The sequence below is a fragment of the Sphingobium sp. genome, assembly GCF_003248505.1.
In the GTDB taxonomy this organism is placed as follows: domain Bacteria; phylum Pseudomonadota; class Alphaproteobacteria; order Sphingomonadales; family Sphingomonadaceae; genus Sphingobium.
Map to the genome: position 1 here is coordinate 1 of NZ_QFOA01000048.1, position 25,219 is coordinate 25,219.

The 25,219-nt window shown below is 63.3% G+C and carries 26 protein-coding genes; 13 read left to right on the forward strand and 13 right to left on the reverse strand.

Annotated features, from left to right (window positions below):
• The 3 genes from DI606_RS13700 to rpsM all read right to left on the reverse strand — a co-directional run.
• A partial coding sequence (locus DI606_RS13700) for a DNA-directed RNA polymerase subunit alpha (RefSeq protein WP_293983988.1) occupies positions 1 to 859 on the reverse strand: 859 nt, incomplete at its 3' end.
• A gap of 122 nt (positions 860 to 981) precedes the next feature.
• Entirely contained in the window at positions 982 to 1,371 is a 390-nt protein-coding gene (gene rpsK / locus DI606_RS13705) for a 30S ribosomal protein S11 (RefSeq protein WP_004208752.1), read from the reverse strand.
• Between the two features lie 64 nt (positions 1,372 to 1,435).
• Entirely contained in the window at positions 1,436 to 1,804 is a 369-nt protein-coding gene (gene rpsM, locus DI606_RS13710; protein WP_293983991.1) for a 30S ribosomal protein S13, read from the reverse strand.
• 342 nt (positions 1,805 to 2,146) lie between these two features.
• On the opposite strand from rpsM, the gene DI606_RS13715 reads away from it, so the two are divergent.
• A complete protein-coding gene (locus DI606_RS13715) occupies positions 2,147 to 2,656 on the forward strand; it encodes a 2'-5' RNA ligase family protein (protein ID WP_293983994.1) in 510 nt (169 codons plus the stop codon).
• Positions 2,657 to 2,660: 4 nt separating this feature from the next.
• On the opposite strand, the gene DI606_RS13720 is transcribed toward DI606_RS13715, so the two are convergent.
• The 9 genes from DI606_RS13720 to DI606_RS13760 all read right to left on the reverse strand — a co-directional run bounded on the left by DI606_RS13720 (position 2,661) and on the right by DI606_RS13760 (position 11,249).
• Complete coding sequence (locus DI606_RS13720) at positions 2,661 to 2,963, reverse strand: alkylphosphonate utilization protein (RefSeq protein WP_293983997.1); 303 nt, start codon at positions 2,961 to 2,963, stop codon at positions 2,661 to 2,663.
• A gap of 10 nt (positions 2,964 to 2,973) precedes the next feature.
• Positions 2,974 to 3,621 (reverse strand): ribosome biogenesis GTP-binding protein YihA/YsxC, encoded by a 648-nt coding sequence (gene yihA, locus DI606_RS13725; RefSeq protein WP_293983999.1) that lies wholly within the window; start codon positions 3,619 to 3,621, stop codon positions 2,974 to 2,976.
• Between the two features lie 40 nt (positions 3,622 to 3,661).
• Positions 3,662 to 5,368: a membrane protein insertase YidC gene (gene yidC / locus DI606_RS13730; protein WP_293984002.1), complete on the reverse strand. Its 1,707-nt coding sequence runs from the start codon at positions 5,366 to 5,368 to the stop codon at positions 3,662 to 3,664.
• Between the two features lie 35 nt (positions 5,369 to 5,403).
• Positions 5,404 to 5,616, reverse strand: coding sequence for a membrane protein insertion efficiency factor YidD (yidD, locus tag DI606_RS13735; protein WP_293984004.1), 213 nt, complete (start codon positions 5,614 to 5,616; stop codon positions 5,404 to 5,406).
• The gene (rnpA, locus tag DI606_RS13740) at positions 5,613 to 6,020 is read right to left on the reverse strand and encodes a ribonuclease P protein component (RefSeq protein WP_293984064.1); all 408 of its coding nucleotides are present in this window, start codon (positions 6,018 to 6,020) and stop codon (positions 5,613 to 5,615) included. The genes yidD and rnpA overlap by 4 nt, the downstream gene beginning before the upstream one ends.
• Positions 6,021 to 6,055: 35 nt before the next feature.
• Positions 6,056 to 6,190 carry a 50S ribosomal protein L34 gene (gene rpmH, locus DI606_RS13745; protein ID WP_006959075.1) on the reverse strand — a complete coding sequence of 45 codons (135 nt, stop codon included), beginning with the start codon at positions 6,188 to 6,190 and terminating at the stop codon, positions 6,056 to 6,058.
• Between the two features lie 147 nt (positions 6,191 to 6,337).
• Positions 6,338 to 7,105, reverse strand: coding sequence for a DsbA family protein (locus DI606_RS13750; protein WP_293984021.1), 768 nt, complete (start codon positions 7,103 to 7,105; stop codon positions 6,338 to 6,340).
• A gap of 2 nt (positions 7,106 to 7,107) precedes the next feature.
• Complete coding sequence (locus tag DI606_RS13755; RefSeq protein WP_293984024.1) at positions 7,108 to 8,457, reverse strand: M48 family metalloprotease; 1,350 nt, start codon at positions 8,455 to 8,457, stop codon at positions 7,108 to 7,110.
• A gap of 125 nt (positions 8,458 to 8,582) precedes the next feature.
• Positions 8,583 to 11,249 (reverse strand): ribonuclease E/G, encoded by a 2,667-nt coding sequence (locus tag DI606_RS13760; protein ID WP_293984027.1) that lies wholly within the window; start codon positions 11,247 to 11,249, stop codon positions 8,583 to 8,585.
• 526 nt (positions 11,250 to 11,775) lie between these two features.
• On the opposite strand from DI606_RS13760, the gene DI606_RS13765 reads away from it, so the two are divergent.
• The 5 genes from DI606_RS13765 to DI606_RS13785 all read left to right on the forward strand — a co-directional run bounded on the left by DI606_RS13765 (position 11,776) and on the right by DI606_RS13785 (position 17,868).
• Positions 11,776 to 13,056, forward strand: a complete 1,281-nt coding sequence (locus tag DI606_RS13765; protein ID WP_293984030.1) for an N-acetylmuramoyl-L-alanine amidase — start codon at positions 11,776 to 11,778, stop codon at positions 13,054 to 13,056.
• A gap of 65 nt (positions 13,057 to 13,121) precedes the next feature.
• The gene (locus tag DI606_RS13770) at positions 13,122 to 15,662 is read left to right on the forward strand and encodes a transglycosylase domain-containing protein (protein ID WP_293984033.1); all 2,541 of its coding nucleotides are present in this window, start codon (positions 13,122 to 13,124) and stop codon (positions 15,660 to 15,662) included.
• Positions 15,663 to 15,748: 86 nt separating this feature from the next.
• Positions 15,749 to 16,876 (forward strand): peptide chain release factor 2, encoded by a 1,128-nt coding sequence (gene prfB / locus DI606_RS13775; RefSeq protein ID WP_293984036.1) that lies wholly within the window; start codon positions 15,749 to 15,751, stop codon positions 16,874 to 16,876.
• A complete protein-coding gene (locus DI606_RS13780) occupies positions 16,876 to 17,598 on the forward strand; it encodes a methyltransferase domain-containing protein (protein ID WP_293984038.1) in 723 nt (240 codons plus the stop codon). Before prfB ends, DI606_RS13780 begins: the two co-directional genes overlap by 1 nt.
• Before the next feature lie 12 nt (positions 17,599 to 17,610).
• A complete protein-coding gene (locus DI606_RS13785) occupies positions 17,611 to 17,868 on the forward strand; it encodes a hypothetical protein (RefSeq protein WP_293984040.1) in 258 nt (85 codons plus the stop codon).
• Between the two features lie 6 nt (positions 17,869 to 17,874).
• Here DI606_RS13785 and DI606_RS13790 read toward each other — a convergent pair whose 3' ends face one another.
• The gene (locus DI606_RS13790; protein WP_293984043.1) at positions 17,875 to 18,156 is read right to left on the reverse strand and encodes a hypothetical protein; all 282 of its coding nucleotides are present in this window, start codon (positions 18,154 to 18,156) and stop codon (positions 17,875 to 17,877) included.
• 229 nt (positions 18,157 to 18,385) lie between these two features.
• Between DI606_RS13790 and DI606_RS13795 the strand changes: the two genes are divergently transcribed.
• The 7 genes from DI606_RS13795 to DI606_RS13825 all read left to right on the forward strand — a co-directional run.
• Positions 18,386 to 20,695, forward strand: a complete 2,310-nt coding sequence (locus DI606_RS13795) for a TonB-dependent receptor (protein WP_293984045.1) — start codon at positions 18,386 to 18,388, stop codon at positions 20,693 to 20,695.
• A 2-nt stretch (positions 20,696 to 20,697) separates the two neighbouring features.
• A complete protein-coding gene (locus tag DI606_RS13800) occupies positions 20,698 to 22,041 on the forward strand; it encodes an alkaline phosphatase family protein (protein WP_293984048.1) in 1,344 nt (447 codons plus the stop codon).
• Between the two features lie 67 nt (positions 22,042 to 22,108).
• On the forward strand, positions 22,109 to 23,029 hold the full coding sequence (locus tag DI606_RS13805) for a LysR family transcriptional regulator (RefSeq protein WP_293984051.1): 921 nt from the start codon (positions 22,109 to 22,111) through the stop codon (positions 23,027 to 23,029).
• 75 nt (positions 23,030 to 23,104) lie between these two features.
• Positions 23,105 to 23,635 (forward strand): phosphoribosyltransferase, encoded by a 531-nt coding sequence (locus DI606_RS13810; RefSeq protein ID WP_293984054.1) that lies wholly within the window; start codon positions 23,105 to 23,107, stop codon positions 23,633 to 23,635.
• 167 nt (positions 23,636 to 23,802) lie between these two features.
• On the forward strand, positions 23,803 to 23,982 hold the full coding sequence (locus tag DI606_RS13815; protein WP_293984056.1) for a hypothetical protein: 180 nt from the start codon (positions 23,803 to 23,805) through the stop codon (positions 23,980 to 23,982).
• A 54-nt stretch (positions 23,983 to 24,036) separates the two neighbouring features.
• Positions 24,037 to 24,630 carry a nitroreductase family protein gene (locus tag DI606_RS13820; RefSeq protein WP_293984058.1) on the forward strand — a complete coding sequence of 198 codons (594 nt, stop codon included), beginning with the start codon at positions 24,037 to 24,039 and terminating at the stop codon, positions 24,628 to 24,630.
• A 91-nt stretch (positions 24,631 to 24,721) separates the two neighbouring features.
• The coding region (locus tag DI606_RS13825; protein WP_293984061.1) for a PAS domain-containing protein at positions 24,722 to 25,219 on the forward strand (498 nt) is incomplete at its 3' end.

The window sequence follows — 25,219 nt, forward strand, 5'->3', positions numbered from 1 at the left end:
TCTTGAGGCAGTTGGCCGAGCGGACCGACAGTTCCAGTTCGTCCACCTTCTTGAGCAGATAGCGGTTGATCTGGTTGGTGTCGCTTTCGCCTTCCGACGAAGCGGCGGCAGCGGCGTGGGTAGCCGAAGGACCGGCGACGGGCAGCGCGTCTTCGAAATGGACGAACAGCTGGAGCTGGTCCTGAAGGATACGCGCCGCGTAGGCGACGGCGTCCTCAGGCGTCACCGTGCCGTCCGTTTCTACGGTCAGCGACAGCTTGTCATAATCCAGTTCCTGGCCCACGCGGGTGTTGTCGACCTTGTAGGCCACCTGACGCACCGGCGAATAGAGCGCGTCGACCGGGATGAGGCCGATGGGCGCGTCCGCAGGCCGGTTGGCGACGGCAGGGACGTAACCTTTGCCGACATCGGCGGTCAGTTCCATGTTGAGCGTGGCGCCCTGGTCGAGGTGGCAGATCACCAGATCGGGGTTCATCACTTCGATGTCGCCCACGACGCTGATGTCGCCGGCCTTCACCACGGCGGGGCCGGTGGCGGACAGCTGAAGGCGCTTGGGGCCTTCGCCCTCCATCTTCAGCGCGACCTGCTTGATGTTGAGGACGATGTCGGTGACGTCCTCACGCACGCCGGCAAGCGACGAGAATTCGTGCAGGACGTTCTCGATCTTGATCGAGGTGACCGCCGCGCCCTGGAGCGAGGACAGAAGAACCCGACGCAGCGCATTGCCGAGCGTCAGGCCGAAGCCGCGCTCCAGCGGTTCGGCAACGAAGGTCGCCTTGCGCTTGCCGTCGCCCGACGCCTTGATCTCAAGGCTGTTGGGCTTCTTCAATTCCTGCCAGTTCTTCATGTTGACAGTCATGTATTTCCCCTGGGGATGGGCCGGAAAGCTTGGAAATCCTGAACCCGGCAGGACATTCCGGCGATGCAAACGGGTAAAACGGGCGACGCGTCCGCCGCCCGCCAATCACGGCACGCTGCGAATCAGACGCGGCGGCGCTTGGACGGACGCACGCCATTGTGCGGGATCGGCGTCACGTCGCGGATCGAGGTGATGTGGAAGCCGACCGCCTGAAGCGCGCGGAGAGCCGATTCGCGGCCCGAACCCGGACCCTTCACCTCGACTTCGAGAGTGCGCACGCCATGTTCGGCGGCCTTGCGGCCAGCGTCCTCGGCGCACACCTGTGCGGCGTAGGGGGTCGACTTGCGGCTGCCCTTGAAGCCCATCATGCCAGCCGAAGACCAGCTGATCGCGTTGCCTTGGGCGTCGGTGATGGTCACCATGGTGTTGTTGAAGCTGGCGTTGACGTGGGCGACGCCGGCCGAGATGTTCTTGCGTTCGCGGCGCTTGATGCGCTGGGGTTCGCGTGCCATTTTGCTCTATCCTACTGAAATCGTGAGACGGATGTAAACGGAGGGTCGCAACGACCCTCGACGCTTACTTCTTCTTGCCAGCGATCGGCTTCGCCTTGCCCTTGCGGGTACGCGCGTTGGTGTGGGTGCGCTGGCCGCGGACCGGCAGGCCCTTGCGGTGACGCAGGCCGCGATAGCAGGCGAGGTCCATGAGGCGCTTGATGTTCATCGCGGTTTCGCGGCGCAGATCGCCCTCGACCGTCAGGTCGGCGTCGATGGCTTCCCGGATCTGGAGCACTTCGGCGTCCGACAGATCCTGCACGCGGCGACCGTGGTCGATGCCCAGCTTGTCGGCGATGTCCACAGCGGTCTTGCGACCGATGCCGTGGATGTAGGTGAGCGCGATGATTACGCGCTTGTTGGTCGGGATGTTCACACCCGCAATACGTGCCATGGTAATCTTTTCTCCTGCTCCACAGGGCGGCAAGCCACCCTATCTCAAAGCGTCCGGCCGCTTCGTCCCTGGCGAGGAGAAGCCGCCCATTTCATGCTCCCCAAGACGCAAAAAGACGGCGGGTGCATGAAAGCACCGCCGCTCACCAGCCTGTTGGGGAGGGACGCCTTTAGCGAGTCGTCCAAGACTAGTCAATTGTCGCTATCACATGGACGATCTTGTCTCTTTGCCGGATCGACTCGACTCTCCCATGAATAGAACATATGAAGAACGAATATCTTTGGTTTCGGAGTCCCCGTGATGGAGGCACCAGTCGCCTTGCTTTATAGGCTGTTCTTCGCCGTGAAACCACCTGCGCAGGTGGCGCGACAGATCGATCGTTTCGCCGAAACGCTGGATTCTTCGGCGGACCGTATCCGCCCGGAGAACCAGCACGTGACGCTTGGCATCACGAACGACGAACCCAGCTATCCTTATGAACGCATCGAGGCGCTGCGGCAGATGGGGGCGGGAATCGGTGCGGCGCCCTTCGACCTGCTGCTCGACCGGCTGAGCATCGGCGGTCGATCGGCGGCGCTGCGGCCGTCGCACAGGATCCGGGGACTTTTGGCGCTGCGGCAGGAGGTTGCGCGTGCGATGCAGGGCGCGGGCGTGCAATCGCGCATAGGGTGGGCATTCAGCCCGCATCAGACGCTTTTCTATCGCCGAAGCCCCCCGGAGCAACGGGCCGTCGCGGGCTTCGGATGGCGGGTGGAAGACGTGGTGTTGATATGCAGCCATGTGGGCCATACCCGACACGATATCGTCGGGCGATGGCCACTGTCCGGGGATCGGCAATATCGGCTGCTGTAACGGATCAGCGTTTGCGGACAAACTCCGCCCGCAGCACCAGCCCCTTGATGCCGTCGAAGCGACAATCGATTTCCTGGCTGTCGCCGGTCAGCCGGATCGATTTGATGAGCGTGCCGCGCTTCAGCGTCTGGCCCGCGCCCTTGACGGTCAGGTCCTTGATGAGCGTCACCTGGTCGCCATCGGCCAGCAGATTGCCGACTGCATCCCGGACCTCCACGGTTTCTGGAGACTCGCTACGAGCGGCGGCCTCCGCCGCGCTGATCCATTCGCCGCTGGCGTCGTCATAGACATAGTCGTCGTCGGTCATCGCCGTTCCTTTATCCCTGCATGACGCTGTCTAGCACGGCGGCGCGCAATTCCGGCAGCCCCATGCCTTTTTCGCTCGACGTGGCGATGATGTCCGGATGCGCGGCGGGTCGCTTGCGGATCGCATCTGCGGTGGCGGCGGTGACGGCATCGAGCGCGCTCGCCTTGATCTTGTCTGTCTTGGTGAGCACGATGCGATAGCTGACGGCGGCGGCATCCAGCATGTCGAGCATGTCATTGTCGACATCCTTGACGCCATGGCGGCTGTCGATCAGCACCAGCGTTCGCTTGAGCGCCGCGCGACCGCGTAGATAATCGTTCACGAGGAAGCGCCATTTGCGCACCATGTCGCGCGGTGCCTTGGCGTAGCCATATCCCGGCATGTCAACCAGGCGAAAGCGCAGTGGATCGCCCACGTCGAAGAAATTCAGTTCCTGCGTGCGCCCCGGGGTGTTCGATGTGCGCGCGAGGCCGTTACGGTTGGTGAGTGCATTCAGCAGCGAGGATTTGCCGACATTGGAGCGGCCCGCAAAGGCGACTTCGTTTACCGCCATGTCAGGCAGAAATTTGAGGTCCGGCGCGGATTTCAGGAACGCGATGGGACCGGCGAAGAGCTTGCGCGCTTCCTCGATCAGGTCAGGTTGAGTGTCGTCTGTCATATCGAAAAGACCCTCCCGGTGAGGGGAGGGTCGCTTGTCCTTACTTTGCCGGGACCGCCGTCGCGGGCGCGGGATGCTTGCGATAGAGCCACCATTGCTGGGCCATCGACAGGCAGTTGTTGGTGATCCAGTAGACCAGCAGGCCCGCCGCGAAGGGTGCCATGATGAACATCATCATCCACGGCATGATCGCGAACACCTGCTGCTGCATCGGGTCCATCTGTGCGGGGTTCAACTTGAACTGCAACCACATCGATATGCCGAGCAGCAGGGCCAGCACGCCGATGCCGAGGAAGGCGGGGGGCGTAAAGGGCAGCAGGCCGAAGAGGTTGAGGATGTGCAGCGGATCGGGTGCGGACAGATCCTTGATCCACAGGACGAAAGGTTGGTGGCGCATTTCGATCGTCAGCTGGAGGACCTTATAGAGCGCGAAGAAGATCGGAATCTGGATGAAGATGGGCAGGCAGCCGGCGAGCGGGTTCACCTTTTCCTGCTTGTACAGTTCCATCATCTTGAGCTGAAGCTGCTGCTTGTCGTCCTTATATTTTTCCTGCAGCGCCTTCATCTTGGGCTGCACCGCACGCATTGCCGCCATGCTGGCGAACTGGCGCTGAGCGACGGGGAACATCAGGGCGCGCACGCAGAAGGTCAGGCAGATGATGGCTACGCCGAAATTGCCGATGACCGTAAAGAGCCAGTGCAGCAGCGCGAAGATCGGCTGCTCGAACCAGTAGAACCAACCCCAGTCGATGGCCCGGTCGAACAGCGGCACGCCCGCGCGCTCATACGCCTGGAGCGTCTTCACTTCCTTCGCGCCGACATAAAGGCGCAGGGTTTGTGTGGCGGCCTTGCCGGGTGCCAGCATCGTCTGGGTGAGCGCTGCGTCCGCCTGATATTGCATTCCCGCACCTTTGCGGAACTTGCCTGCAAAGTCGGCATCGGTCCCAGGCACCAAGGCGGAGAGCCAATATTTGTCGGTAAAGCCGATCCAGCCGCCCTTCGACTGGAAGCTCTGGGACGAAGGGCCCTTGTCGAGGTCCTTGTAGTTGACGTCGTAATTGGCAGCGCCGTTGAACACGCCCATCGGGCCCACATGGATGGTCCAGGTATCGGGGTCCTTGGAATGGCCGACGCGGCTGATATAGCCGTAGGGCTTCACGCCTACCGCGCCGGTGCCGTTATTCGACACCTTCTGCTCGGCCGAGATCATGTATTTATCGTCCACCGTCAGGCGGATTTCGAAGAGCTGCCCCACGCCGTTATTCCAACTCAGGGTCACGGGCGTGGAAGGCGTCAGCGCCGTGCCGTTCGCGGTCCATACGGTGTTCGCATCCGGGAAGCGCGTGCCTTCGCCCTGCCAGCCGAAGCCTGCGAAATAAGCATCCTGCGATCCCGACGGGCTGTAGAGACGGACGTCGGGCGAATCCTTTGCGATGGTTTCCTTGTAGGTCGGCAGCACGATATCATCGATTCGTGCACCTTTAAGGTTGATCGAGCCGGCCAGCTTGGGCGTCCGGATAGGCACGCGCGGGCTTTCTCGCAGGACGATGGCGCGGTCGCGGATGGCGGCGGGGCTATCGGCTGCGGGATCGGCTGCGGGATTGGGAACGGCCACCTGCTTGCCGCCCTCGATTTTCGTTGAGGGCGGATTTGCGACGGGAAAGAAATGTTGCGACACATAGGGCCAGCCGAACAGGATCGCTGCGGTCAGCAGCACCGCCAGAATGATATTCTTCTTGTCGTCCACGTCTGTTCGGCTCCGCCGTATGGTGATCTGTCGTGTCAGGGCACCGGGTCGTAGCCCGACCCGCCCCATGGATGGCATCGCATTAGCCGCTTGAGCCCCAGCCAGCTACCCTTGATCGCGCCATATTTACGGACCGCCTGGATACCGTATTCGGAACAGGAAGGCGCGTAGCGGCAAGTGGGGGGCAGGATGCGGGAGGGGCCGAGTTGCCAACCGCGCGCAAGGAGTATGAGGATGCGCGCGATCATGCCGGTTGGTGCGCCGTTGCCGGGGCGGGCTTTGGCCCACGCCCACGCCCGTGATGAGGCCGCGATTCGCGCGCTTCACCCTGCGGTCGGCTCATGACCTTACCGAGCGCTTTGACCAGTTCCGAATGCAGCAGGGAAAAATCGCGTTCGATCCCGCCGTCGCGACCGATCAGCACATAATCCGCACCGGCAATACCATGAACCGGGAGCAATTCACGCGCGAGAACGCGAAAGCGGCGCTTCATCCGGTTGCGAATGACAGCGCCGCCGACTTTTTTCGTTACCGTGATGCCATAGCGCATCGCCGGGTCGCCATCGCCGCGCTCGCGCACCAGCAGCACGAAGCCCGGCATGGGGGCGCGGCGACCGCGATTCGCCGCCAGAAAATCCGCGCGCCGGACCATCATGACCGGCGCGGCGTGCTTTTCCGGCGTTGAGATCAGGCGCTCAGGCTCTTGCGACCGCGTGCACGGCGGGCGCGAATGATGTTGCGACCGCCCGGTGTCGCCATGCGGGCGCGGTAACCGTGACGGCGCTTCCGAACCAGATTGCTCGGCTGAAAGGTGCGCTTCATCGTTCATTCCTCAAACAGATAACAAGAATCGGGCGTGACGAAAAAGGGCCGCTGATGCAGCGGCCGCTCGGGTCAGGGGGCGTCCGATAGGGAAAGGGGGGTAGGAAGTCAATAAGCCAGGGCGCAGATTCACCGGGGTGGTCCGCTTCATTGGCCGCGCGCGCTCGCCACCCCGTCCTTGAGAGCGTCGAAACCCACTGCGCCGTTCAATACCTGATCGCCGATGACGAAGGTCGGCGTGCCTGTCGCCTGCAATTTCTGCGCAAGGGCGATGTTGGACGCGATTTCATCGTCATATCTGGACGATGCGATGGCGGCTTCCGCTTCCGATTTCGTGATTCCCGCCTTCGCGGCAGCGGCGACGATCGTGTCGCGCGTCACCTTCCCGGCGGCATAGAGCGCCCTGTGATAGGCCATATATTGACCTCGCTCGGCGGCGAGGAGCGAGACCTTGGCCGCATTGCCGCTTTCTTCCGACAGAATCGGCAGTTCACGATAGACGATGCGGACCTTCGCATCGGACCCGACCAGCTTTGCAAGATCGGGCAGCGACGCACGGCAATAGCCGCAGGCATAGTCGAAGAATTCCACCACCGTTACATCGGGGTTCGCAGCGCCTTCCCATGCTCCAGCATAGGGTTTCTCGATAGCGCTGCGATGGGAATCGATGGTGCCCGACATCCGTTTGGCCTGAAGCTTCTCGACGGCCTGCGGGATGATTTCGGGATGCTCCAGAATATAATCGTGCACGATCTTTTCGATCGTAGCCTTGTCTGTCGGATTGACGGCGGCGGGGCCGTGTGAGGCAAGGGCGGCGCCGGCGGCAGCCGCGATGAAGGCGAAACCGCCAAGGGTCATCTGCATGGTCCTGTTGGAAAGAGCGGCCCGAAAGCTCGGCCGGTTTTGATCGGTCATGTCTATCTTTTCTTCCGGTGCTGCTCGATCGCCGCACGTGAAACCATCGCGATATCCTGCGCCCGCAGATAGTCAACCGTGCCGGGCTTGAGCCCCTGCATCGCGGCGTCTGCGCTGCGCAGCGCCATCTGATCCTGCCCGATCATCGAATAGCGTTCCGCCGTCGCCAGTGCCGCGCGGGGCGTGTCGCCGCGCCGTTCATAGACGACGCCCAGTTGATACCAGGCAAAGGGATTTTCCCTGTCCCGCGCTACCGCAAGCTTCAGCACCTGTTCGGCTTCGGCGAAATTGGCTTCGTCTTCGCTCGCGATCAGGGCGTGGGCCAGCAGGGTGGAAATGAGCGGCTGGTTGGTGAGCTTGACCGCTTCGCGCAAGGGGGCGATGGCTTCCCTGGGCTTGCCGCTTTCCAGAAGGATCTGCCCTTTCAGCTCCAGGAAATAGGGATCGTGCGGCATCCCCGCGAGCAGCGCGTTCGCCTCCGCCAGCGCGCGATCTGGATAGGCGCTTTTATGCCATGCGTAGGCGCGGGCGTAATGCGCGGGAATGGAAAGGTCGCTTTCAGGATATTTGATGAGCGTCTGTCTAGGCTCGGACGCAAAACCGATGAGCTTCGCCTTGATCCGCTCGAACCGGGCTTCGAGATAGGGATCGACCGGTTTGTTCCACGCGGGATCGGGTTCGTAGACTTCGCGTAGGACCTGGATGCGCTCGCCCGAAAGCGGGTGGGTGCGCCCGTAGCTGTTGTCCTGTGGAATGGCGAGGCGATATTCCTGGTTCTGGAGCTTCTTGAAGAAGTCGAGGCTGCCCTTGCCGCTGATCCCGGCAGTATGGAGGTAACGCGCCCCCGCAAGGTCGGCAGAACTTTCCTGCGCGCGCGAAAAGGCAAGGAACTTGCTCATCGCTGCCTGCTGGCCAAGGCCCATGAGGCCCATGCCCGCTTCCCCCGCACCGCCCGCTATGGCGGCCGCGCCCAGCACGAGGCTGAGCAGCGTGATGCCGGTGGCTTCCTTGATCCCCTCGCCCGAACGGATGATGTGCCCGCCCTCGATATGGCCAAGCTCGTGCGCGACGACGCCCTGAAGCTGGTTCACATTGTCTGCCTGGGCGATGAGGCCGCTGTGTACCCAGACATATTGTCCGCCCGCGACGAAGGCGTTGATGTCAGGGTTGTTGATGACCATGATCTGGACGTTGCGCGGATCCATGCCCGCCGCTTTGACCAGCGGAGCGGACATGTCCGCCATGAACGCTTCGGTTTCCGCATCGCGCAGAATCTGTTGCGCCAGCGCGGGGCGGGCCATGAGAGCCAGCGAGGCAAGCATGACGGCGAGAAACTGAAACAGGCGGCGCATCGGGTGCGAGCCATGACAGGACGCAACTGAACCTGTCCTGAAGCGACGGGACATGCGAAGCGCCGCTGCACTCCGATCGAAACCGGGCGGGCAGCGGCGCTTGTTCTTCACGATCCTTTCCGGCCTTATTGGCCGAAGGTGCGCTGCCACCAGCCGCGACGGGGCGCGCCTTCGGCCGTGTCGCCAGCATCGGCGGTTTCCACCTCGCTCGGAGCGTCGTCGGTCACGGCGACATCGGCATTCGCCTGCGGGGCGGCTTCGGCATCGGCAACTTCCACCACCGGATCAGCCTTCTTGCGACGCGTGCGCTTGGGCTTTGCCGGAGCTTCGGTTTCGCCCGTGGCCGGAACTGCGGCGGCGGCTGCTTCCTCCGCAACGATGTCCGCTTTCTTGCGGCGGGTGCGCTTGGGCTTGACGGGCGCTTCTTCGGCCTCCGGCTCAGGCGCGGCCTCTACCGGCGCTTCGGTCGGGGTCTCGGTCGCTTCTGTCACGGACTCGCCTTCAACCTTGGCCTTGCGGGCGCGGGGGCGTCGGCGAGTCTTGGGCGCGTCCTCGGCGACCGGTTCGGGCGTCTCTTCGGCAGGGACTGCTTCGACCGTGTCGATAACCGGTTCGGCAGTTTCGACCTCGGCTGTCTCTTCCTGCGCGGTGACGGCATCGTCTCCGCCTTCGCGGCGACGGCGACCGCCCCTGCGGCCCCGACGACCGCGGCGACGCGCGCCATTTTCCTCGTCGTTGCCGTCGGAAGCCGTGTCGATCGGAGCCTCGGCCGCGTCGTCGATGTCGGCCGCTTCGGCTTCGTCGCCGCTTTCCTCAGCGCCGTCATTGCCTTCGGTCGCTTCGTCAACCTGCGCCTCGTCGCGTTGACCGCCCCGGCGGCGACGGCGGCGGCGGCGGCGGCGGCCACCCTCGCGATCTTCACCACGCTCGCCGCGATCCTCGCGGGAGGTCTCGGCCTCGCTATCCTCGACTTCGTCCTCTTCCTCGTCTTCCTCCTCGACGATGTCGAGATCGTCGTCCTCGACCGGGAGAGGCGTGTAGTCGACGACGCGCTCGGGGCGGGGGCCGCCCGCCTCCACCGACATGCGCGCGCCCTCGATTTCGCCGTCGGGCAGGACTTCGATCCGCACGCCGTAGCGGTGTTCGATCTCGTCGAGTTCGCGGCGCTTGTTGTTGAGAACGTAGAAGGCCGCTTCCTGGCTGGCGCGCAGAGTAAGCAGCGAGCCGCGACCGCGCGCTGCTTCTTCCTCCAGCATGCGCAGCGCGCTAAGCCCGGCGGAGGAAGCGGTGCGTACAAGGCCTGTGCCCTCGCAATGCGGGCACTGGCGCGTCGAGGCTTCCAGCACGCCGGTGCGCAGGCGCTGGCGGCTCATTTCCATAAGGCCGAAACCCGAAATGCGACCGACCTGGATGCGGGCGCGATCGTCCTTCAGCGCCTCCTTCATTGCCTTCTCGACCTTGCGGATGTTGGAGTTCACCTCCATGTCGATGAAGTCGATGACGACGAGGCCCGCCATGTCGCGCAGGCGCAGCTGACGCGCGATTTCGCGCGCGGCTTCCAGGTTGGTGGCGACGGCGGTCTGCTCGATCCCATGTTCGCGCGTCGAACGGCCCGAGTTGATGTCGATCGACACCAGCGCTTCGGTCGGGTTGATGACGAGATAGCCGCCCGATTTGAGCTGTACGACGGGGTTGTACATTGCCGCCAGCTGATCCTCGACGCTGGCGCGCTGGAAAAGGGAAATGGGGTCGGCATATTGCGTCACCCGGCGCACATGACTCGGCATCAGCAGCTTCATGAAGTCGCGCGCGGCCTTGTAGCCTTCCGCGCCCTCGACGATGACTTCCTCTATATCCTTGTTGTAGATGTCGCGGATCGCGCGCTTGATGAGGTCGCTGTCATTGTGGATCAGCGCAGGCGCATCCGATTGCAGCGTCTTTTCGCGAATTTCGTCCCACAGGCGGGCAAGATAATCGAAGTCGCGTTTGATCTCCGGCTTGGTCCGCTGAAGCCCGGCAGTGCGCACGATGCAGCCCATGGTCGAGGGCAGGCTCATTTCCGCAACGATGGACTTCAGCCGCTTGCGGTCGGCGGCGTTGCTGATCTTGCGCGAAATGCCGCCACCGTGACTGGTGTTGGGCATCAGGACGCAATAGCGGCCAGCGAGCGACAGATAGGTGGTAAGAGCTGCGCCCTTGTTGCCGCGCTCTTCCTTGACAACCTGCACCAGCAGCACCTGGCGGCGCTTGATGACATCCTGAATCTTGTAGCGACGGCGCAGCGCCATGCGTTTGCGGCGCAGTTCGTCCGCAGCTTCGTCGCCGCCCCGACCGCCCTTGCGGCGGTTACCGCGAGGTGCGTCGCCCTCGCTGTCCGCCGGCTCCTCGGCTACCTCTTCGTCATCGTGATGATGCGTCGCCTCGACGACTTCCACGCCGTCTTCGCCATGATGATCGTCATCCTCGTCATCATAGTCGGCGCGCAACGCGGCTTCTTCCTCGGCATGTGCGCGTTCTTCGCGCAGCAACGCCTCGCGGTCCTCGCGCGGGATCTGATAATAGTCCGGATGGATTTCGCTGAAAGCCAGGAAGCCGTGACGGTTGCCGCCGTAATCTACGAACGCCGCCTGAAGCGACGGTTCCACCCGAGTGACCTTGGCGAGATAGATATTGCCCTTGAGCTGCTTGTGCTCGGCCGATTCGAAATCGAACTCCTCGATCCGGTTACCCTTGACGACCGCGACCCGGGTCTCTTCCCGGTGGCGCGCGTCGATCAGCATACGCATTGTCATTGATAAGTCTCCGGCGTGGACGGGCTGCGGCACGGGGCCGCGCCGCCACGCGATCATGAAGGGATGGCCGCGCGCGCGCCGATAAGGGCGCAGGTGCCGGCATCATCCGGTTTAAAAGGAAAAACTGCGTGTCTGCTGCGTCGGCATGGCCGGACATCGCGCCGGGCGAAACCATCCACGCCGCTGCGCCCGTCACCGGGGCAAGCGTGGAAGGAAAATCATGCCTCATGCAGCGTCAACCTGTTTGCGGCATCGGCGCGGACACGATGATCGGTCCGGCGATACCATATCGGGACCCCGTAAAGTCGCCTTTCGCAAGGACAAACCTGTCGGGAATGTGAATGGGTAGCAGTCAACTATCCCCGGGGCAACGGCTGACGTAAATAATGTGACGCCGCGGTCCGCCCCCTGCCGTCATGCGCATCATATGGTGAAGCAAGCGTTAACCAGCCCGTTTTACCCGACTCATACGTCGCAATGCTTAATCGGGGATTCAGCGTGGGGACGCTGAAGACGGATGATCGGTATGAAGAGGGGCTGGACGGGCCGCGCCCGCGCGTTGCACAAGCGACGCATGATCCAGGGCATCGCTGTTGCAGGCTTTATGGCGCTTTCGACGCCCGGCGGCGCGGGCGGCATCGCGGGCGTCGATGTGCACAATGACGCGGTGACGGTGCGTTTCGACGACGGGATCGAGGGCGCGTCCGCTTTCCTGCTGGATGCGCCACGCCGGATCGCGCTCGATATCCACGGCGCGCAGATGGGCCGGACACGCTTCGCGCCGGGGCCGGGCGGCGTCACCGGCGTGCGGCAGGGACAGATTGACGAGCAGACCGCGCGCGTGGTGCTGGACCTTGCGGTTCCTGCCACGCTTGGCGCGCCCCGGATCGCGGCGGATGGCAAGTCGCTGCGTTTCGCGCTCAAGGTCGTGAGCGAGGAACGTTTCCGTAGCGAAGTGGGCAAGGGGCGGCTGCGCTTCGACGCGCCCGCCGATATGGCAGCGCGTCCGCAAAAGCGGCTTCATTCGATCACTGTTCCTATCCCGGCGCCCGCGCGCGGCATTGCCTTGCCACCGATTGAGGGCGCGCGTGACGGGGCGCGACCGTTGGTGGTGATCGACGCGGGACATGGCGGCCACGATCCCGGTGCGATCAACCGCGACACGGGGCAGCGCGAAAAGGACGTGACGCTGGCGATCGCCCAGGCGATCCGCGATCAGCTCGTCCGCACCGGGCGAGTGCGCGTGGCATTGACGCGCGACGATGACCGTTTTCTGGTTCTCCAGGAGCGTTACGGCATCGCGCGCAAACTTGGGGCGGACCTCTTCATTTCGATCCATGCCGATGCAGCGGAGAATGCGCAGGCGCATGGTGCGACCGTCTACACCCTTTCGGAAACCGCGTCGGATCGCGAAGCGGCACGGCTGGCGGCCAGGGAGAACAAGGCCGACATCATCAACGGCGTCAATCTGGGCGGCCAGTCGGGCGATGTGTCCTCGATCCTCATCGACCTGACGCAGCGCGAGTCCATGAACGTTTCGGCCAGCTTCGCTCGGCTGCTCCAGCGCGAGGCATCGCCCTTTGTTCCGTTCCGCAATGCGGGGCACCGCTTTGCTTCGCTGATGGTGCTCAAAGCCCCCGACACGCCATCGGTGCTGTTCGAGACAGGCTATATCAGCAACGCGGACGATGCCGCCTTCCTCGGCTCCCGCGAAGGGCGGGAAAAGATCGCGCGCGGCGTGGCGCGGGCCATCGACGTGCATTTCGCGCGGCGGCTGGCGATGCGGGGTGGCGCGGCTGGAGGATAAAGCCGGGTCGGGCCGTCGAAACGCCGCTGGCCTTGCGCGCATTTTGACCCTAGAGCCTCGTTTCCATGGAAGAGGCCCGTTCCGAACCCGCCCCCACGTCCATCGCCTACCGTCTGCGCCGCGACGCGGGGGGCTTCATGGATCGGCTGCGCCCGATGTTCGGGCGGCGTCTGGTGCGCTGGACGGCGATTGCGCTTGGCGCCTTTCTGATCGCCATCACGCTGTTCTGGCTGATATTCACGCGCGGCCTGCCGGACGCGGCCTCATTGCTCGAATATGAGCCTCCGTTGCCCACCATCGTGCGCGACATCAATGGGCAGCCGGTGCATAGCTATGCGCGCGAGCGGCGGGTGCAACTGCAATATAGCGACTATCCCCCACTGCTGATCCGGGCCTATCTGGCGGCGGAGGATAAGGGCTTTTTCGAGCATCATGGCGTCGATGTGACCGGTTTCGGTGCGGCGGTGCTAGACTATGCAAGCAAGCTGGGATCGGGGCAGCGTGCGCGCGGCGGCTCCACCATTACGCAGCAGGTCGCCAAGAACCTGCTCATCGGTGACGAATATTCCCCCACCCGCAAGGTCAAGGAAATGATCCTGGCCTGGCGCATGGAGAATGTGCTCTCGAAGCAGCAAATCCTCGAACTCTACCTCAACCAGATATTTCTCGGCCGCAACGCCTATGGCGTCCAGGCGGCGGCGCGCGCCTATTTCGACAAGGATGTCGCGGACCTCAAGCTGCACGAGATGGCCTATCTCGCCATCCTCCCCAAGGGACCGGCGAATTATCGTCCCGAAAGCCCGACCGGGCTGGAACGCGCGCTGGATCGTCGCAATTGGGCGCTGGGCGAGATGGAAAGGGCAGGCTGGATTACCGCCGCGCAACGGGCCGCCGCGCAGGCGCAGCCGCTCGGCACCGTAGCGGCGCATGGCTCAAGCTTCGACGCGCGCGCGGGCGGCTATTATATGGAGGAGGTGCGCCGTCGCCTGATCCAGCTGTTCGGAGAAAAAGCGTCGGACGGCCCCAACAGTGTCTATGCCGGGGGGCTGTGGGTGCGCAGTCCCTACGACCCGGTGGTCCAGGATCATGTCAAGGATGCACTGCGCTCCGGATTGTTGCGCTTCGATGCCGGGCGCGGATGGTCGGGGCCGGTCGGGCATATCGACCCGGACAAGGGGTGGGAGCGGGAACTGGCGGCCAGCTATATCAGCGTCGATTACGACGAATGGCGCGTCGCCGCCGTCATCAGCCGATCGTCCAGCGAGGCGCAGATCGGCTTTGCCGACGGCAGCACCGGGGTTCTGCCCGCAGGTGCCGCGCAGACGCCTTACCGCCGCACCGGCGGGCCTGCCTTTTCCGCGCTGAAGGCAGGGGACCTCATTGTCGTGACGCGCAACGGCGGCAATTGGGCGCTGCGCAACATTCCCGAAGTATCCGGCGGCATGGTTGCGGAAGAAGTCCATTCAGGCCGCATCCGTGCGATGCAGGGCGGCTTCGATTCCCGTTTGTCATCCTATAATCGCGCGACCCAGGCGTTGCGTCAGCCCGGGTCGACCATCAAGCCCTTCGTCTATGCCGCCGCGCTCGACGGCGGGATGACGCCTGCCTCGATCATCGTCGACGGGCCGCTGTGCGTCTATCAGGGCGCGGGGCTGGGGCAGAAATGCTTCCGCAATTTCTCGGGGGGCAGCGCGGGGCCGCAGACGATGCGCTGGGGCGTCGAGCAGTCGCGCAACCTCATGACCGTGCGCGCGGCGAGCCAGACCGGCATGGACCGGGTGGTGCGCACGATCAAGAATGTCGGGATCGGCGACTATCAACCCTATCTCTCCTTCGCACTGGGCGCGGGAGAAACGACGGTCGAGCGGATGGTGAACGCATACGCGACACTCGCCAACCAGGGCAGGCAGCAGCCATCCAAGGTCATGGATTATGTACAGGACCGGCGCGGCAAGGTGATCTGGCCGCAGCGCTGGCATCCATGCGACGGCTGCAACATGGCGAACTGGGACGGTAAGCCGATGCCGCGCTTCGGTTTCGAAGGCAAGCAGGTCATGAACCCCATGACCGCCTATCAGGTGGTGCATATCGCCGAAGGCGTGATCCAGCGCGGCACCGCGACGGTGCTCAACGACCTCAATCGCCCGCTGTTCGGAAAGACCGGCACGACCAACGGCCCCACCAACGTCTGGTTCGTGGGCGGATCGCCCGATCTCGTCGCGGGCGTCTATATCGGCTATGACAAGCCGCGCAGCCTGGGCGGCTGGGCGCAGGGCGGGCGGGTCGCTGCGCCGATCTGGAAGGCAGCGATGGCGCCGGTGCTCGAAACGATGCCCAAGACGCCTTTCGTCGCACCCGCCGGCATCCGCATGGTCACCATCGATCGCCGGTCGGGCAAGCGCGTCTATGGCGTGTGGCCAGGCACCGATCTCAAGCCCGCCGTCATCTGGGAAGCCTTCAAGCCAGAAACCGAGCCGCGCCGTTCGATCCGCAAGGAAGAAGCGGAAGCCCAGGCCAAGGCCGCCGATGCGCGCGCCGCGGCGGCCGTTTCGCGCGGACGCCAACGCGACGCCGATTTTCTGGAAGGGCAGGGCGGCATCTATTGAGGCGGTGCCCTTCCCAAATCCGCCGCCCTCGGATAGGGGCAGGCGCTTGATGCGTTAAGACGCCGACAGATTTTCGGAGACAGGACATGCGCGCCGAAGCGCAGCAATATATCGACCGTATCGACGCTGCGCTGGCGCTGTTGCGCCAGTCGCTCGACTGGGATCGCGCGCTGCGGCGGCTGGATGAGCTCAATGCCCGCGTCGAGGACCCGACGCTGTGGGACAATGCCAAACTCGCGCAGGAGGTGATGCGCGAGCGTACGCGGCTGGACAGCGCCATCGGCGCGACCCGCGCAATCGAGTCCGAGAAAAGCGACACCGCCGAACTCATCGAGATGGCGGAGGCCGAAGCCGACGAATCCATGGTCGATGAAGCCGTCGCGTCGCTCAAGGCGCTTGCGGACCGGGCGGATGACGACAAGATCAAGGCGCTGCTGTCGGGCGAAGCGGACGGCGCGGACACCTATCTCGAAATTCACGCAGGCGCTGGCGGCACCGAGAGCCAGGACTGGGCCGAAATGCTGAGCCGCATGTATCGTCGTTGGGCGGAACGGCGCGGGTACAAGGTCGAACTCGTCGATTACCAGGCGGGGGATCAAGCGGGAATCAAGTCCGCCACCTTCCTGTTCAAGGGCGAGAACGCCTATGGCTATGCCAAGACCGAAAGCGGCGTGCACCGCCTCGTCCGCATCAGCCCTTATGACAGCAGCGCGCGACGGCATACCAGCTTCTCGTCCGTCTGGGTCTATCCGGTGATCGACGACGATATCGATATCGAAATCAAGGAAAGCGATCTCAAGATCGACACCTATCGCGCTTCGGGCGCGGGTGGGCAGCACGTCAACACGACCGATTCCGCCGTCCGCATTACCCACGTGCCATCCGGCATCATCGTAGCGAGCCAGAATGACCGGTCGCAGCACAAGAACCGTGCGACCGCGATGAACATGTTGAAGGCACGGCTTTACGAAGCGGAACTGCGCAAGCGCGAAGAAGCGGCGTCGAGCGACTATCAGGCCAAGACCGAAATCGGTTGGGGCCATCAGATTCGATCGTACGTGCTGCAACCCTACCAGCTGGTAAAGGACCTGCGCACCGGCGTCACGTCCACGTCGCCCGACGATGTGCTCGATGGCGCGCTCGACCCCTTCATGGCGGCAGCTCTGTCGCAGAAGGTGACGGGCGAGAAAGTCGATGTGGAGGATGTCGACTGATGCGCGTCATGGCGGCACTGGCGGGTATCCTTGCCCTGCTGGCCGCCTGCGACGGCTTGACTCATGAAGCGGATGCCGACCGCCCCGCCGGCGCACGGGCCTTTCCCCGCGCCGACCGACCGGTCGCGCCGATCGTGTCGACCCGTTGGTCGAGCGAAGAGGCGCGCGACCGTGTCAACGAAGCCGATGACATCATGGATCTTACGGGCATCCGCCCGGGCATGACGGTGGCCGACATCGGCGCGGGCGAGGGCTATTATACGGTACGTCTTGCGCGGCGCGTGGGCAGCCACGGACGGGTGCTGGCCGAAGACATTATGCCCGAGGTCATCGAGGCGTTGTCACGGCGCATCACCCGCGAGAACTGGGGCAATGTGAGTGTCAAGCTTGGCGCAACGGAAAACCCGAAGCTGCCCGAAAATAGCTTCGACCGCATTTTGATGGTCCATATGTATCATGAGATCGCAGAGCCTTACGCGTTCCTGTGGAACCTTGGCCCTGCCCTTAAAAAGGATGGCCAACTGATCGTGGTGGACGCCGACAGGCCGACTGCGCAACATGGCACGCCGCCCCGGCTGCTGGCTTGCGAACTGGCGGCGATGGGCTTCAGGATGGAGCAGTTGATCCCCCGGCCTACGGCAGGCGGCTATCTGGCACGGTTTCGTCGCATCGCAGCGCGCCCCGACCCCGCAGCCATCGTACCGTGCGCGATGCAAAACTGACGAGGCATAGGCGTGCAACTGGACGATCAGCTAAGGCGCTATTTCGGCACTGAAGATTTGGATGCAGTCCCGCCGGATGCGCTGGCCGCAGGGATCGAAAGGATGCGCGTAGACCTCGGTCTCGAAACGGATCGCGGTTATCGGTTCGCGCTCTGGTCGCTTCTGTTCCTGCTTGGTGAAGCGCCCGGACTGGATTCGACGTTTAGTAATGAGGCTGACCGCGACGTTGCGCGCACATTCATGGAAATGGCCGAAACGGGCGGTGGGTGATCCCGTTTAGGCCGCCTGCGGCGGTTTGTGACGGCCCTGATCGACCGGCGTATCGGCCATCACAGCAACATTGCGCCACCATTCGCCGATCACGCTGTTGAAGATCGATAGCGATCCATGGCGCGGTTGCGCTTCCCATCCTGAGACGCCCTCCACGAACCGCCAGCGCGGATCGCAATCGAGAGGTGCATGGCGAAAAGGCATAGCCCCTGCGGGATCGTAACTCGGGCGCAGTTCGCTCGGCACGTCGCGGATGTTGCCATCGGGGAAGGTAACGGAAATGGTCATGGCAGCCTCCTGTTCTGGTATAGGAGGTCAACGCACGACAAGCTTTTGAGTTCAGGCACCTTTCCCCGCTCTTTGGGGCAGCTTGACGGGTTGGCGAGCGAATCCGTGCAATTCCGTCTGTGACAGCTTTGTCACGACGTTGACTTCAAGCGGTCAAACAAATCCCACGGCCGTGAAACATCCCACGAATAGAGGCGCATGCGACATCTCGTCCAACAGGGGGACATCCATGCGTATCACCATATTCTTGCTGCTTGCGTCCAGCGCGCTTGCGCCGGTTGCCGCCGTTGCGCAGGACACGGCACCGGCCGATGCCGCAGCGGCTGCCGACGCGGGAGCGAGTGCCGACATCGTCGTGTTCGGGCGCGGCGAAACCCGCCAGGTGCAGGAATTGCAGGGTAAGGAGATCACCATCCTTACCCCCGGTACCAATCCGCTCAAGGCAATCGAAAAATTGCCGAGCGTCAATTTCCAGTCCGCCGATCCCTTCGGCAATTATGAATGGTCGCAGCGGGTCACCATCCGCAGCTTCAACCAGAACCAGCTCGGCTTTACCTTCGATGGCATTCCGCTGGGCGACATGAGCTATGGCAATCATAATGGCCTGCACATCACCCGCGCCATCAGCAGCGAAAATATCGGCAGCGTGCGTGTCAGCCAGGGCGCAGGATCGCTCGGCACCCAGTCGACCGGTAATCTGGGCGGAACGGTCGAAACCTTTTCGATGGACCCGACCGGCGAATTCGGCGCGCAGTTCAACGGCACATATGGCAGCAACGACACCGTTCGTGGCTTTGGGCGGTTGAACTTCGGCACCAGGGACGGCGTGCGCGGATATGTGTCCTACGGCTATGGCTCCACCGACAAGTGGAAGGGACAGGGTGTCCAGGACCAGCATATGGGTAACGCCAAGCTCGTGATCCCGGTCGGCGAAGCGAAGATCGACGGTTGGCTGAGCTATTCGGATCGGCGCGAGCAGGATTATCAGGACATGTCGATGAACATGATCCGCCGCCTCGGCTGGAAATGGGATAATACATATCCCGACTATGCCCGTGCCATCGACTATGCCAGCCGTCTCAACGACGTGGATCGGGTGAACAATCGGGGCGGGTCGCCTTTCCCCGATGGTCTCTATGACTATAGCGGCGCGCGGGTGGCGACAGGGCAGGTCTATCCTGGTAACGTCACCAGCGCTGACGACGCCTATTACGATGCGGCGGGGCTACGTAAGGACTGGCTGGGTGCCATTGGCCTGACCACCCCGCTGGCCGAAGCCCTAACGTTCAGGATCAAGGGTTATTATCATCATAACAAGGGCATGGGCTTGTGGGCGACCCCTTATGTTCCCAGCCCCAACGGCGTGCCGATTTCGGTTCGCACCACCGAATATGGGATGGACCGTTACGGTGTTTTCGGCAGCCTCGAATATGTCATCGGCATCCAGACGCTGAACGTCGGCGCTTGGTATGAAAACAACAAATTCGATCAGGCCCGCCGCTTTTATGCGCTCGCCAGCCGTACCGATCCCGGCCTTTCCTTCCGTGACTATCCCAGGAATCCGTTCGCGACCCAGTGGGAATTCGATTTCACCACCGACACTTTCCAATATCATGTGCAGGACAAGATCGACCTTGGCATGGTGACCCTCAACCTGGGGTGGAAGGGGTTCAAGGTTACCAACAAGGCGGAAGCGATCGTTTCCGCCACTTTCCCGCAGGGCAAGATCGACGCGACCGACTGGTTTCAGCCGACCGCAGGCTTCGCTGTCGAACTGAGCCCGGAGGCGGAAATCTACGGCGGCTTCAGCCAAGTGACGCGCGCCTTTGCGTCGGCGACGACGACCGGGCCGTTTTCGACCAACCAGGCGGGTTTCGACGCGATTCGCGGCAATTTGAAACCTGAAACGTCGGACACGTTCGAGACGGGCCTCCGCTTCCACAACCCTGTCTTCAACGGCACGCTCGGCGCCTATCTCGTCAACTTCAAGAACCGGCTGCTCGCAGTGCAGGTAGGCTCGGCGATTCAGGGCAATCCGTCCGCGCTTCAGAATGTCGGCGACGTGCGCGCGGTCGGCGTCGAGGCGGCAGGCGACGTGAAGCTGGGCAGCGGGTGGGGCATCTACGGCTCGTACAGCTACACCGACGCCACCTACCGCGACGACGTCCGCAACGGCAACGGCGTGCTGGTGGCGGCGATCGCAGGCAAGACGGTGGTGGACGCTCCCAAACATATGGCGCGGGGCGAACTGTATCTCGACGATGGGCAGCGCTTCGCTCGTGTCGGCGTCAACTATATGTCGCGCCGCTATTACAGTTACACTAACGATGCGTCGGTGCCGGGCCGCGTGATCGTCGACGCCTCCATCGGCTATCGCTTCAGCAAAGTGTTCGAAATTCAGCTGAATGCGACCAATCTGTTCGACAAGCGCTATATCGGTACGATCGGATCGGGCGGCTTCGGCAACAGCGGCGACGCGCAGACTTTGCTGGTAGGCGCGCCGCAACAGTTCTTCGCCACCCTTAAGGCCGGGTTCTGATCATGGGCAAGTCCGCCCTCATCCCTTTCCTCATCGCCGCGATGACGCCCGGCGCGGCGATGGCGGAACCACTGCTCCTCATCTCGATCGACGGGTTGCGCCCCGCAGACGTGATCGAAGCGCGGGAGCGCGGGCTTGACCTTCCCAACCTGCGACGCTTCCTGACCGAAGGGGCCCATGCGTCAGGAGTAGTCGGCGTCGCGCCGACGCTGACCTATCCCAGTCATACGACGCTGCTGACCGGGGCATCGCCCGCGCGCCACGGGATCGTCGCCAACAACAGCTTCGATCCGACCAATATCAATCAGGGCGGCTGGTACTGGTACGCGCAGGACATCAAGGTTCCCACGCTTTGGGAAGCGGCTGCCAAGGCCGGCCTTTCTACCGGCAATGTCCATTGGCCCGTCAGCGTCGCGGCGAAGGGGGTGACCTGGAATCTGCCCCAGATCTGGCGTACCGGCCATCCCGACGACGCCAAGCTGCTGGACGCGCTGGCGACGCCGGGCCTTAAAGGCGAGTTGGAGGCGGCAAGCGGGCAACGCTACGCGATGGGCATCGACGAAAGCGTTTCGGGCGACGAAAACAGGGGTCGCTTCGCCGCCGCGTTGATCGCGGCGCACAGGCCCGACTTCCTGACGGTCTATCTGGCCGCGCTCGATCACGAAGAGCATATGTCCGGTCCCGACACGCCGCAGGCAAAGGCTGTGCTGGAGAAGATCGACGCCATCGTCGGCGATCTGGTCGCCGCCGAGCGCAAGGTGCATCCCGACGCCGTCATCGCGCTTGTAAGCGATCATGGGTTTGAAGCGACGCATAGCGGCATCAACTTCTTTCGCGCGTTTATCGACGCGGGGCTGATCGTGCTCGACAAGGACGGGAAGGTTGCGTCCTGGCAGGCGATGCCCTGGATCATGGGCGGGTCGGCGGCAATCCTGCTCGCGCGGCCCGACGATGCAGGAGCCATGGCGCGGACGAAGGCGCTGCTGGACCGGTTGGCCGCCAATCCTGCAAACGGCATTGCCGCTGTACTAGACAAAGCGGCCATCGCGAAAGTTGGGGCAGCCCCGCAAGCGACCTTCCTCGTCAACCTTCAGCCCGGGTTCGTTACCGATATTTTTCGCGGGGCGTCCGCACCGCTTGTCGCGCGCACCCCGGTCAAGGGGATGCACGGCTATCTGCCAGGCCCCGTTCCTCTCGACGCGACCTTCATGGTGATGGGGCCGCGCGTAGCCAAGGGGCGTGATCTTGGCCGCATCGACATGCGGGCTGTAGCGCCCACGCTGGCGAAGATCATGGGTGCGGCGTTGCCCCAGGCGGAGGGGCAGGCCATCGATCTCGATCGCTGAAGGACTTGACCTGATCGCCCAAAGGCGGGAGCAGGGTTTGAAACCCTCACACGAAATCAGGTGATCGATGCCCGCCCTGTCGCGGTTCCTGCGCTACTTCATGGCGGTCGGCCACCATGGTTCGATCCGTCGTGCGGCGGACGATCTGGGCATTTCGCCGTCCGCCGTCGATCGCCAGCTTCTGAATGCCGAGGCGGAACTGGGCGCGCCACTGTTCGAACGGCTGCCAAGCGGGCTGCGATTGACGGCGGCGGGCGAGATCATGATGGCGGCTGGCAGGCGCTGGCAGAAGGAGCTGGGCGACGTCCGCGATCAGATCGCCGATTTGCAGGGGCTTCGACGCGGCCATGTCCAGATCGCGATCATCGACGCGCTCGCCAGGGGAGCGGTACCCGCCATGGTATCGGCAATCCAGGCGCGTCATCCCGGTATCGGCATCGGCATCAGCGTGCTCGGCAACGATTCAGTGCGCGCGGCGGTCGCTTCGGGGGAGGCGGACATGGGCATCCTGCTCGACCCGCACAGCTATCGCGATCTGGTGGTGCGCGCATTTGTCGAAGTGGTGCTGGGGGTCGCAACGCCGCCCGGTCACCCGCTCGGCGGAAAGCGGAATGTGCGCTTTTCCGCATGCGCGGGATTTCCGCTCATCGTGCCGGCTCATCCGCTCGTCATCAGCGAACAATTGGCGGCGCTGGAAGGTGCGACAGGCCTGTCGCCCACTCGCGTCGCGACCTGCGACCATAGCCAGATGATTGCATCGCTGGTGATGCAGGGGGCGGGCCTTGGCATCCTCACCTCCATCGACGTTGCGCCGGAGGTGGAGGAGGAAAGACTCGGTTTTGCCCGCCTGTCCGATCCGATCCTGCGCCCGCTGACGCTGGCGCTCTGTACCGCAAGCGTGCGCATGCCGTCCCATGCGGCTGCAATGGCGCTGGGCGAAATCGAAGCGGGCTTCGCACAATTGGGCTATGACCGGGATGCGGCATGATCGCGCGGCATTGTGATGTCGAGTGGAAGCCAGTAATCGACCGACCAATCCCAATCAGCCATCACCGGACGATCCATGACGCACGCGGCGCAGCCCGATCTTTTTTCCATATCGCATGACGCGTTCCTTGCCGATGTGACGGCATTGTCAGCCGTTCTGGCCGCAGACTCGTGGCGGCCCGATTATCTGATCGGCATCGGGCGTGGCGGGCTTGTCCCTGCGGTCTACGTCTCGCATCGTCTCAACCTGCCGATGCTTTCCGTCGATCATAGCAGCAAGGTGCCCGGTTTCGCCGACGAACTGCTGGGCAAAGTGGCGGCCAAGAGCGCCGCAGGTGCAAAGTTGCTGATCATGGACGATATCAACGACAGCGGGGGCACCATCGCCCATGTGCGCCGCCTGCTCGGCGACCATGGCTACGACGCGCGCAACCTGCGCTTCGCCGTGCTGCTCAACAATATCCGGTCGCGCGCAAGCGTCGATTACTGGGCGCAAACGATCGACCGCGATAGCGACAAGCGCTGGTTCGTGTTTCCTTGGGAAGCGGGCGCGGCGAAGGAGAATATCGTGGCAGAGGCAGCATCCGTGCCCGAACGGCTACGCTGAGCTGGCAGTCGAAGGCGCCGAACTCCTCAGGTCGAGTTTGCCAGTTACCGTGATCGCGCGACACGCCTGCCGCCCAAAGCCGGGCTGCGAAGGGAACAAGCATTGCTTGCGCGCGCTTTGTCTATAACATCCATAGATAAGCCGCTCGAGTCGGCATAGGAGACGATATGACAGGCCAGCTGGACCGGAAGGGATTGTTCAATCGATGGCGCGCCCGCCTGTCGCAGGCGCTGCTGCGCGAACCCGCCGTGGTTCTTTTGGAGCGCGACGGGGACGAGGCGGTCTCGATGGCCCGGTGCACACCGCCGCTCTTTGGAGAACAGGCCCGGATCCACTCTTCCCTTTGAGCGTCGCGTATCTACATGGGTGCCTCTCTATCGCTTCCCTTATCAGGAGACCGCATGGCCATTCCCAATCGCGACACGCACCGCTCCGTCGAGCCTCTTTTTCTGGAGCGCTGGTCGCCGCGCGCTTATGATGGGTCCGCCATTACGCAGGACGATCTCGAAACCATTTTCGATGCCGCGCGATGGGCTCCGTCGGCATTCAATTACCAGCCATGGCGGTTCCTTTACGCCCATCGCGACAGCGCCGACTGGGAACGTTTCCTAGCCTTGCTCGCACCCTTCAACCAGAGTTGGGTGAAGAATGCCGGGGCGATCGTCTTCATCCTGTCCGACACTCTGATGGCTGCACCCGGGTCGGACGATTACAAACCGTCGCACAGCCACAGCTTCGACGCTGGCGCGGCTTGGGCGCTGCTGGCGTTGCAAGCGACACGGCTGGGTTACCACGCGCACGGCATGACGGGCGTCGATTTCGACAAGGCGCGGGCGGAGCTTTCGGTCCCCGAACGCTACCGCATAGAGGCCGCCACTGCCATCGGGCGACAGGGCGACAAATCGGTGCTGCCAGAAGCGCTCCAGGAGCGCGAGGAGCCGAGCGGTCGTCACGCGGTCGAGTCCTTCGCTTTCGCGGGCAATTTCTCTGGCTGATTCGTCAGCTTGCGGAATGGAGAGGATTTGGGCAACATGACCGAAGGTGTCGCCTTTGCGGCACCTTTCTTCATTTGGCTGGCTTTGTCACATGTCCCTCTCCGAAATGATCGCCGAAAGCGCCATGGCTGCGGTGCTCACCAATCCCCGGCTTCCCGACAATCCTATCGTGGAATGCAACGAAGCGTTCCTGACGCTGACCGGCTATCACCGCGATGAGATTGTCGGGCGCAATTGCCGTTTCCTTGCAGGAGATACGGGCGATTGCGCGACGACCGATACGATCCGGGAAGCCATCCGCGACAAACGTCCACTGCTGGTGGAAATCGTCAACTACCGCAAGGACGGCACCCGGTTCCGCAACGCGCTGATGATCGCGCCGATCTTCGGGATGGACGGCAGCGTTGATTACTTTCTGGGATCGCAGATGGCGGTGGGGGACGACCGCAGCAGCGATGCACGGGAAAGGATCGCTGCTCTCACCGAACGGCAGCGCTCAGTTCTGATCGCCATGGCGGAGGGGCGGCTGAACAAGCAGATCGCCTATGACCTGGGCCTGACCGAACGCACGGTGAAAATGCATCGTGCC

Coding starts and splice junctions, on each gene's coding strand:
- DI606_RS13760 (WP_293984027.1), bottom strand. CDS start 11,249: ATGACAATGCGTATGCTGATCGACGCGCGCCACCGGGAAGAGACCCGG.
- DI606_RS13780 (WP_293984038.1), top strand. CDS start 16,876: ATGCGCGTCATGGCGGCACTGGCGGGTATCCTTGCCCTGCTGGCCGCC.
- DI606_RS13770 (WP_293984033.1), top strand. CDS start 13,122: ATGGAAGAGGCCCGTTCCGAACCCGCCCCCACGTCCATCGCCTACCGT.
- yidD (WP_293984004.1), bottom strand. CDS start 5,616: ATGATCGCGCGCATCCTCATACTCCTTGCGCGCGGTTGGCAACTCGGC.
- DI606_RS13800 (WP_293984048.1), top strand. CDS start 20,698: ATGGGCAAGTCCGCCCTCATCCCTTTCCTCATCGCCGCGATGACGCCC.
- DI606_RS13795 (WP_293984045.1), top strand. CDS start 18,386: ATGCGTATCACCATATTCTTGCTGCTTGCGTCCAGCGCGCTTGCGCCG.
- yihA (WP_293983999.1), bottom strand. CDS start 3,621: ATGACAGACGACACTCAACCTGACCTGATCGAGGAAGCGCGCAAGCTC.
- DI606_RS13750 (WP_293984021.1), bottom strand. CDS start 7,105: ATGACCGATCAAAACCGGCCGAGCTTTCGGGCCGCTCTTTCCAACAGG.
- rnpA (WP_293984064.1), bottom strand. CDS start 6,020: ATGGTCCGGCGCGCGGATTTTCTGGCGGCGAATCGCGGTCGCCGCGCC.
- DI606_RS13720 (WP_293983997.1), bottom strand. CDS start 2,963: ATGACCGACGACGACTATGTCTATGACGACGCCAGCGGCGAATGGATC.
- DI606_RS13810 (WP_293984054.1), top strand. CDS start 23,105: ATGACGCACGCGGCGCAGCCCGATCTTTTTTCCATATCGCATGACGCG.
- DI606_RS13805 (WP_293984051.1), top strand. CDS start 22,109: ATGCCCGCCCTGTCGCGGTTCCTGCGCTACTTCATGGCGGTCGGCCAC.
- rpmH (WP_006959075.1), bottom strand. CDS start 6,190: ATGAAGCGCACCTTTCAGCCGAGCAATCTGGTTCGGAAGCGCCGTCAC.
- rpsM (WP_293983991.1), bottom strand. CDS start 1,804: ATGGCACGTATTGCGGGTGTGAACATCCCGACCAACAAGCGCGTAATC.
- DI606_RS13790 (WP_293984043.1), bottom strand. CDS start 18,156: ATGACCATTTCCGTTACCTTCCCCGATGGCAACATCCGCGACGTGCCG.
- DI606_RS13815 (WP_293984056.1), top strand. CDS start 23,803: ATGACAGGCCAGCTGGACCGGAAGGGATTGTTCAATCGATGGCGCGCC.
- prfB (WP_293984036.1), top strand. CDS start 15,749: ATGCGCGCCGAAGCGCAGCAATATATCGACCGTATCGACGCTGCGCTG.
- DI606_RS13765 (WP_293984030.1), top strand. CDS start 11,776: ATGAAGAGGGGCTGGACGGGCCGCGCCCGCGCGTTGCACAAGCGACGC.
- rpsK (WP_004208752.1), bottom strand. CDS start 1,371: ATGGCACGCGAACCCCAGCGCATCAAGCGCCGCGAACGCAAGAACATC.
- DI606_RS13755 (WP_293984024.1), bottom strand. CDS start 8,457: ATGCGCCGCCTGTTTCAGTTTCTCGCCGTCATGCTTGCCTCGCTGGCT.
- DI606_RS13820 (WP_293984058.1), top strand. CDS start 24,037: ATGGCCATTCCCAATCGCGACACGCACCGCTCCGTCGAGCCTCTTTTT.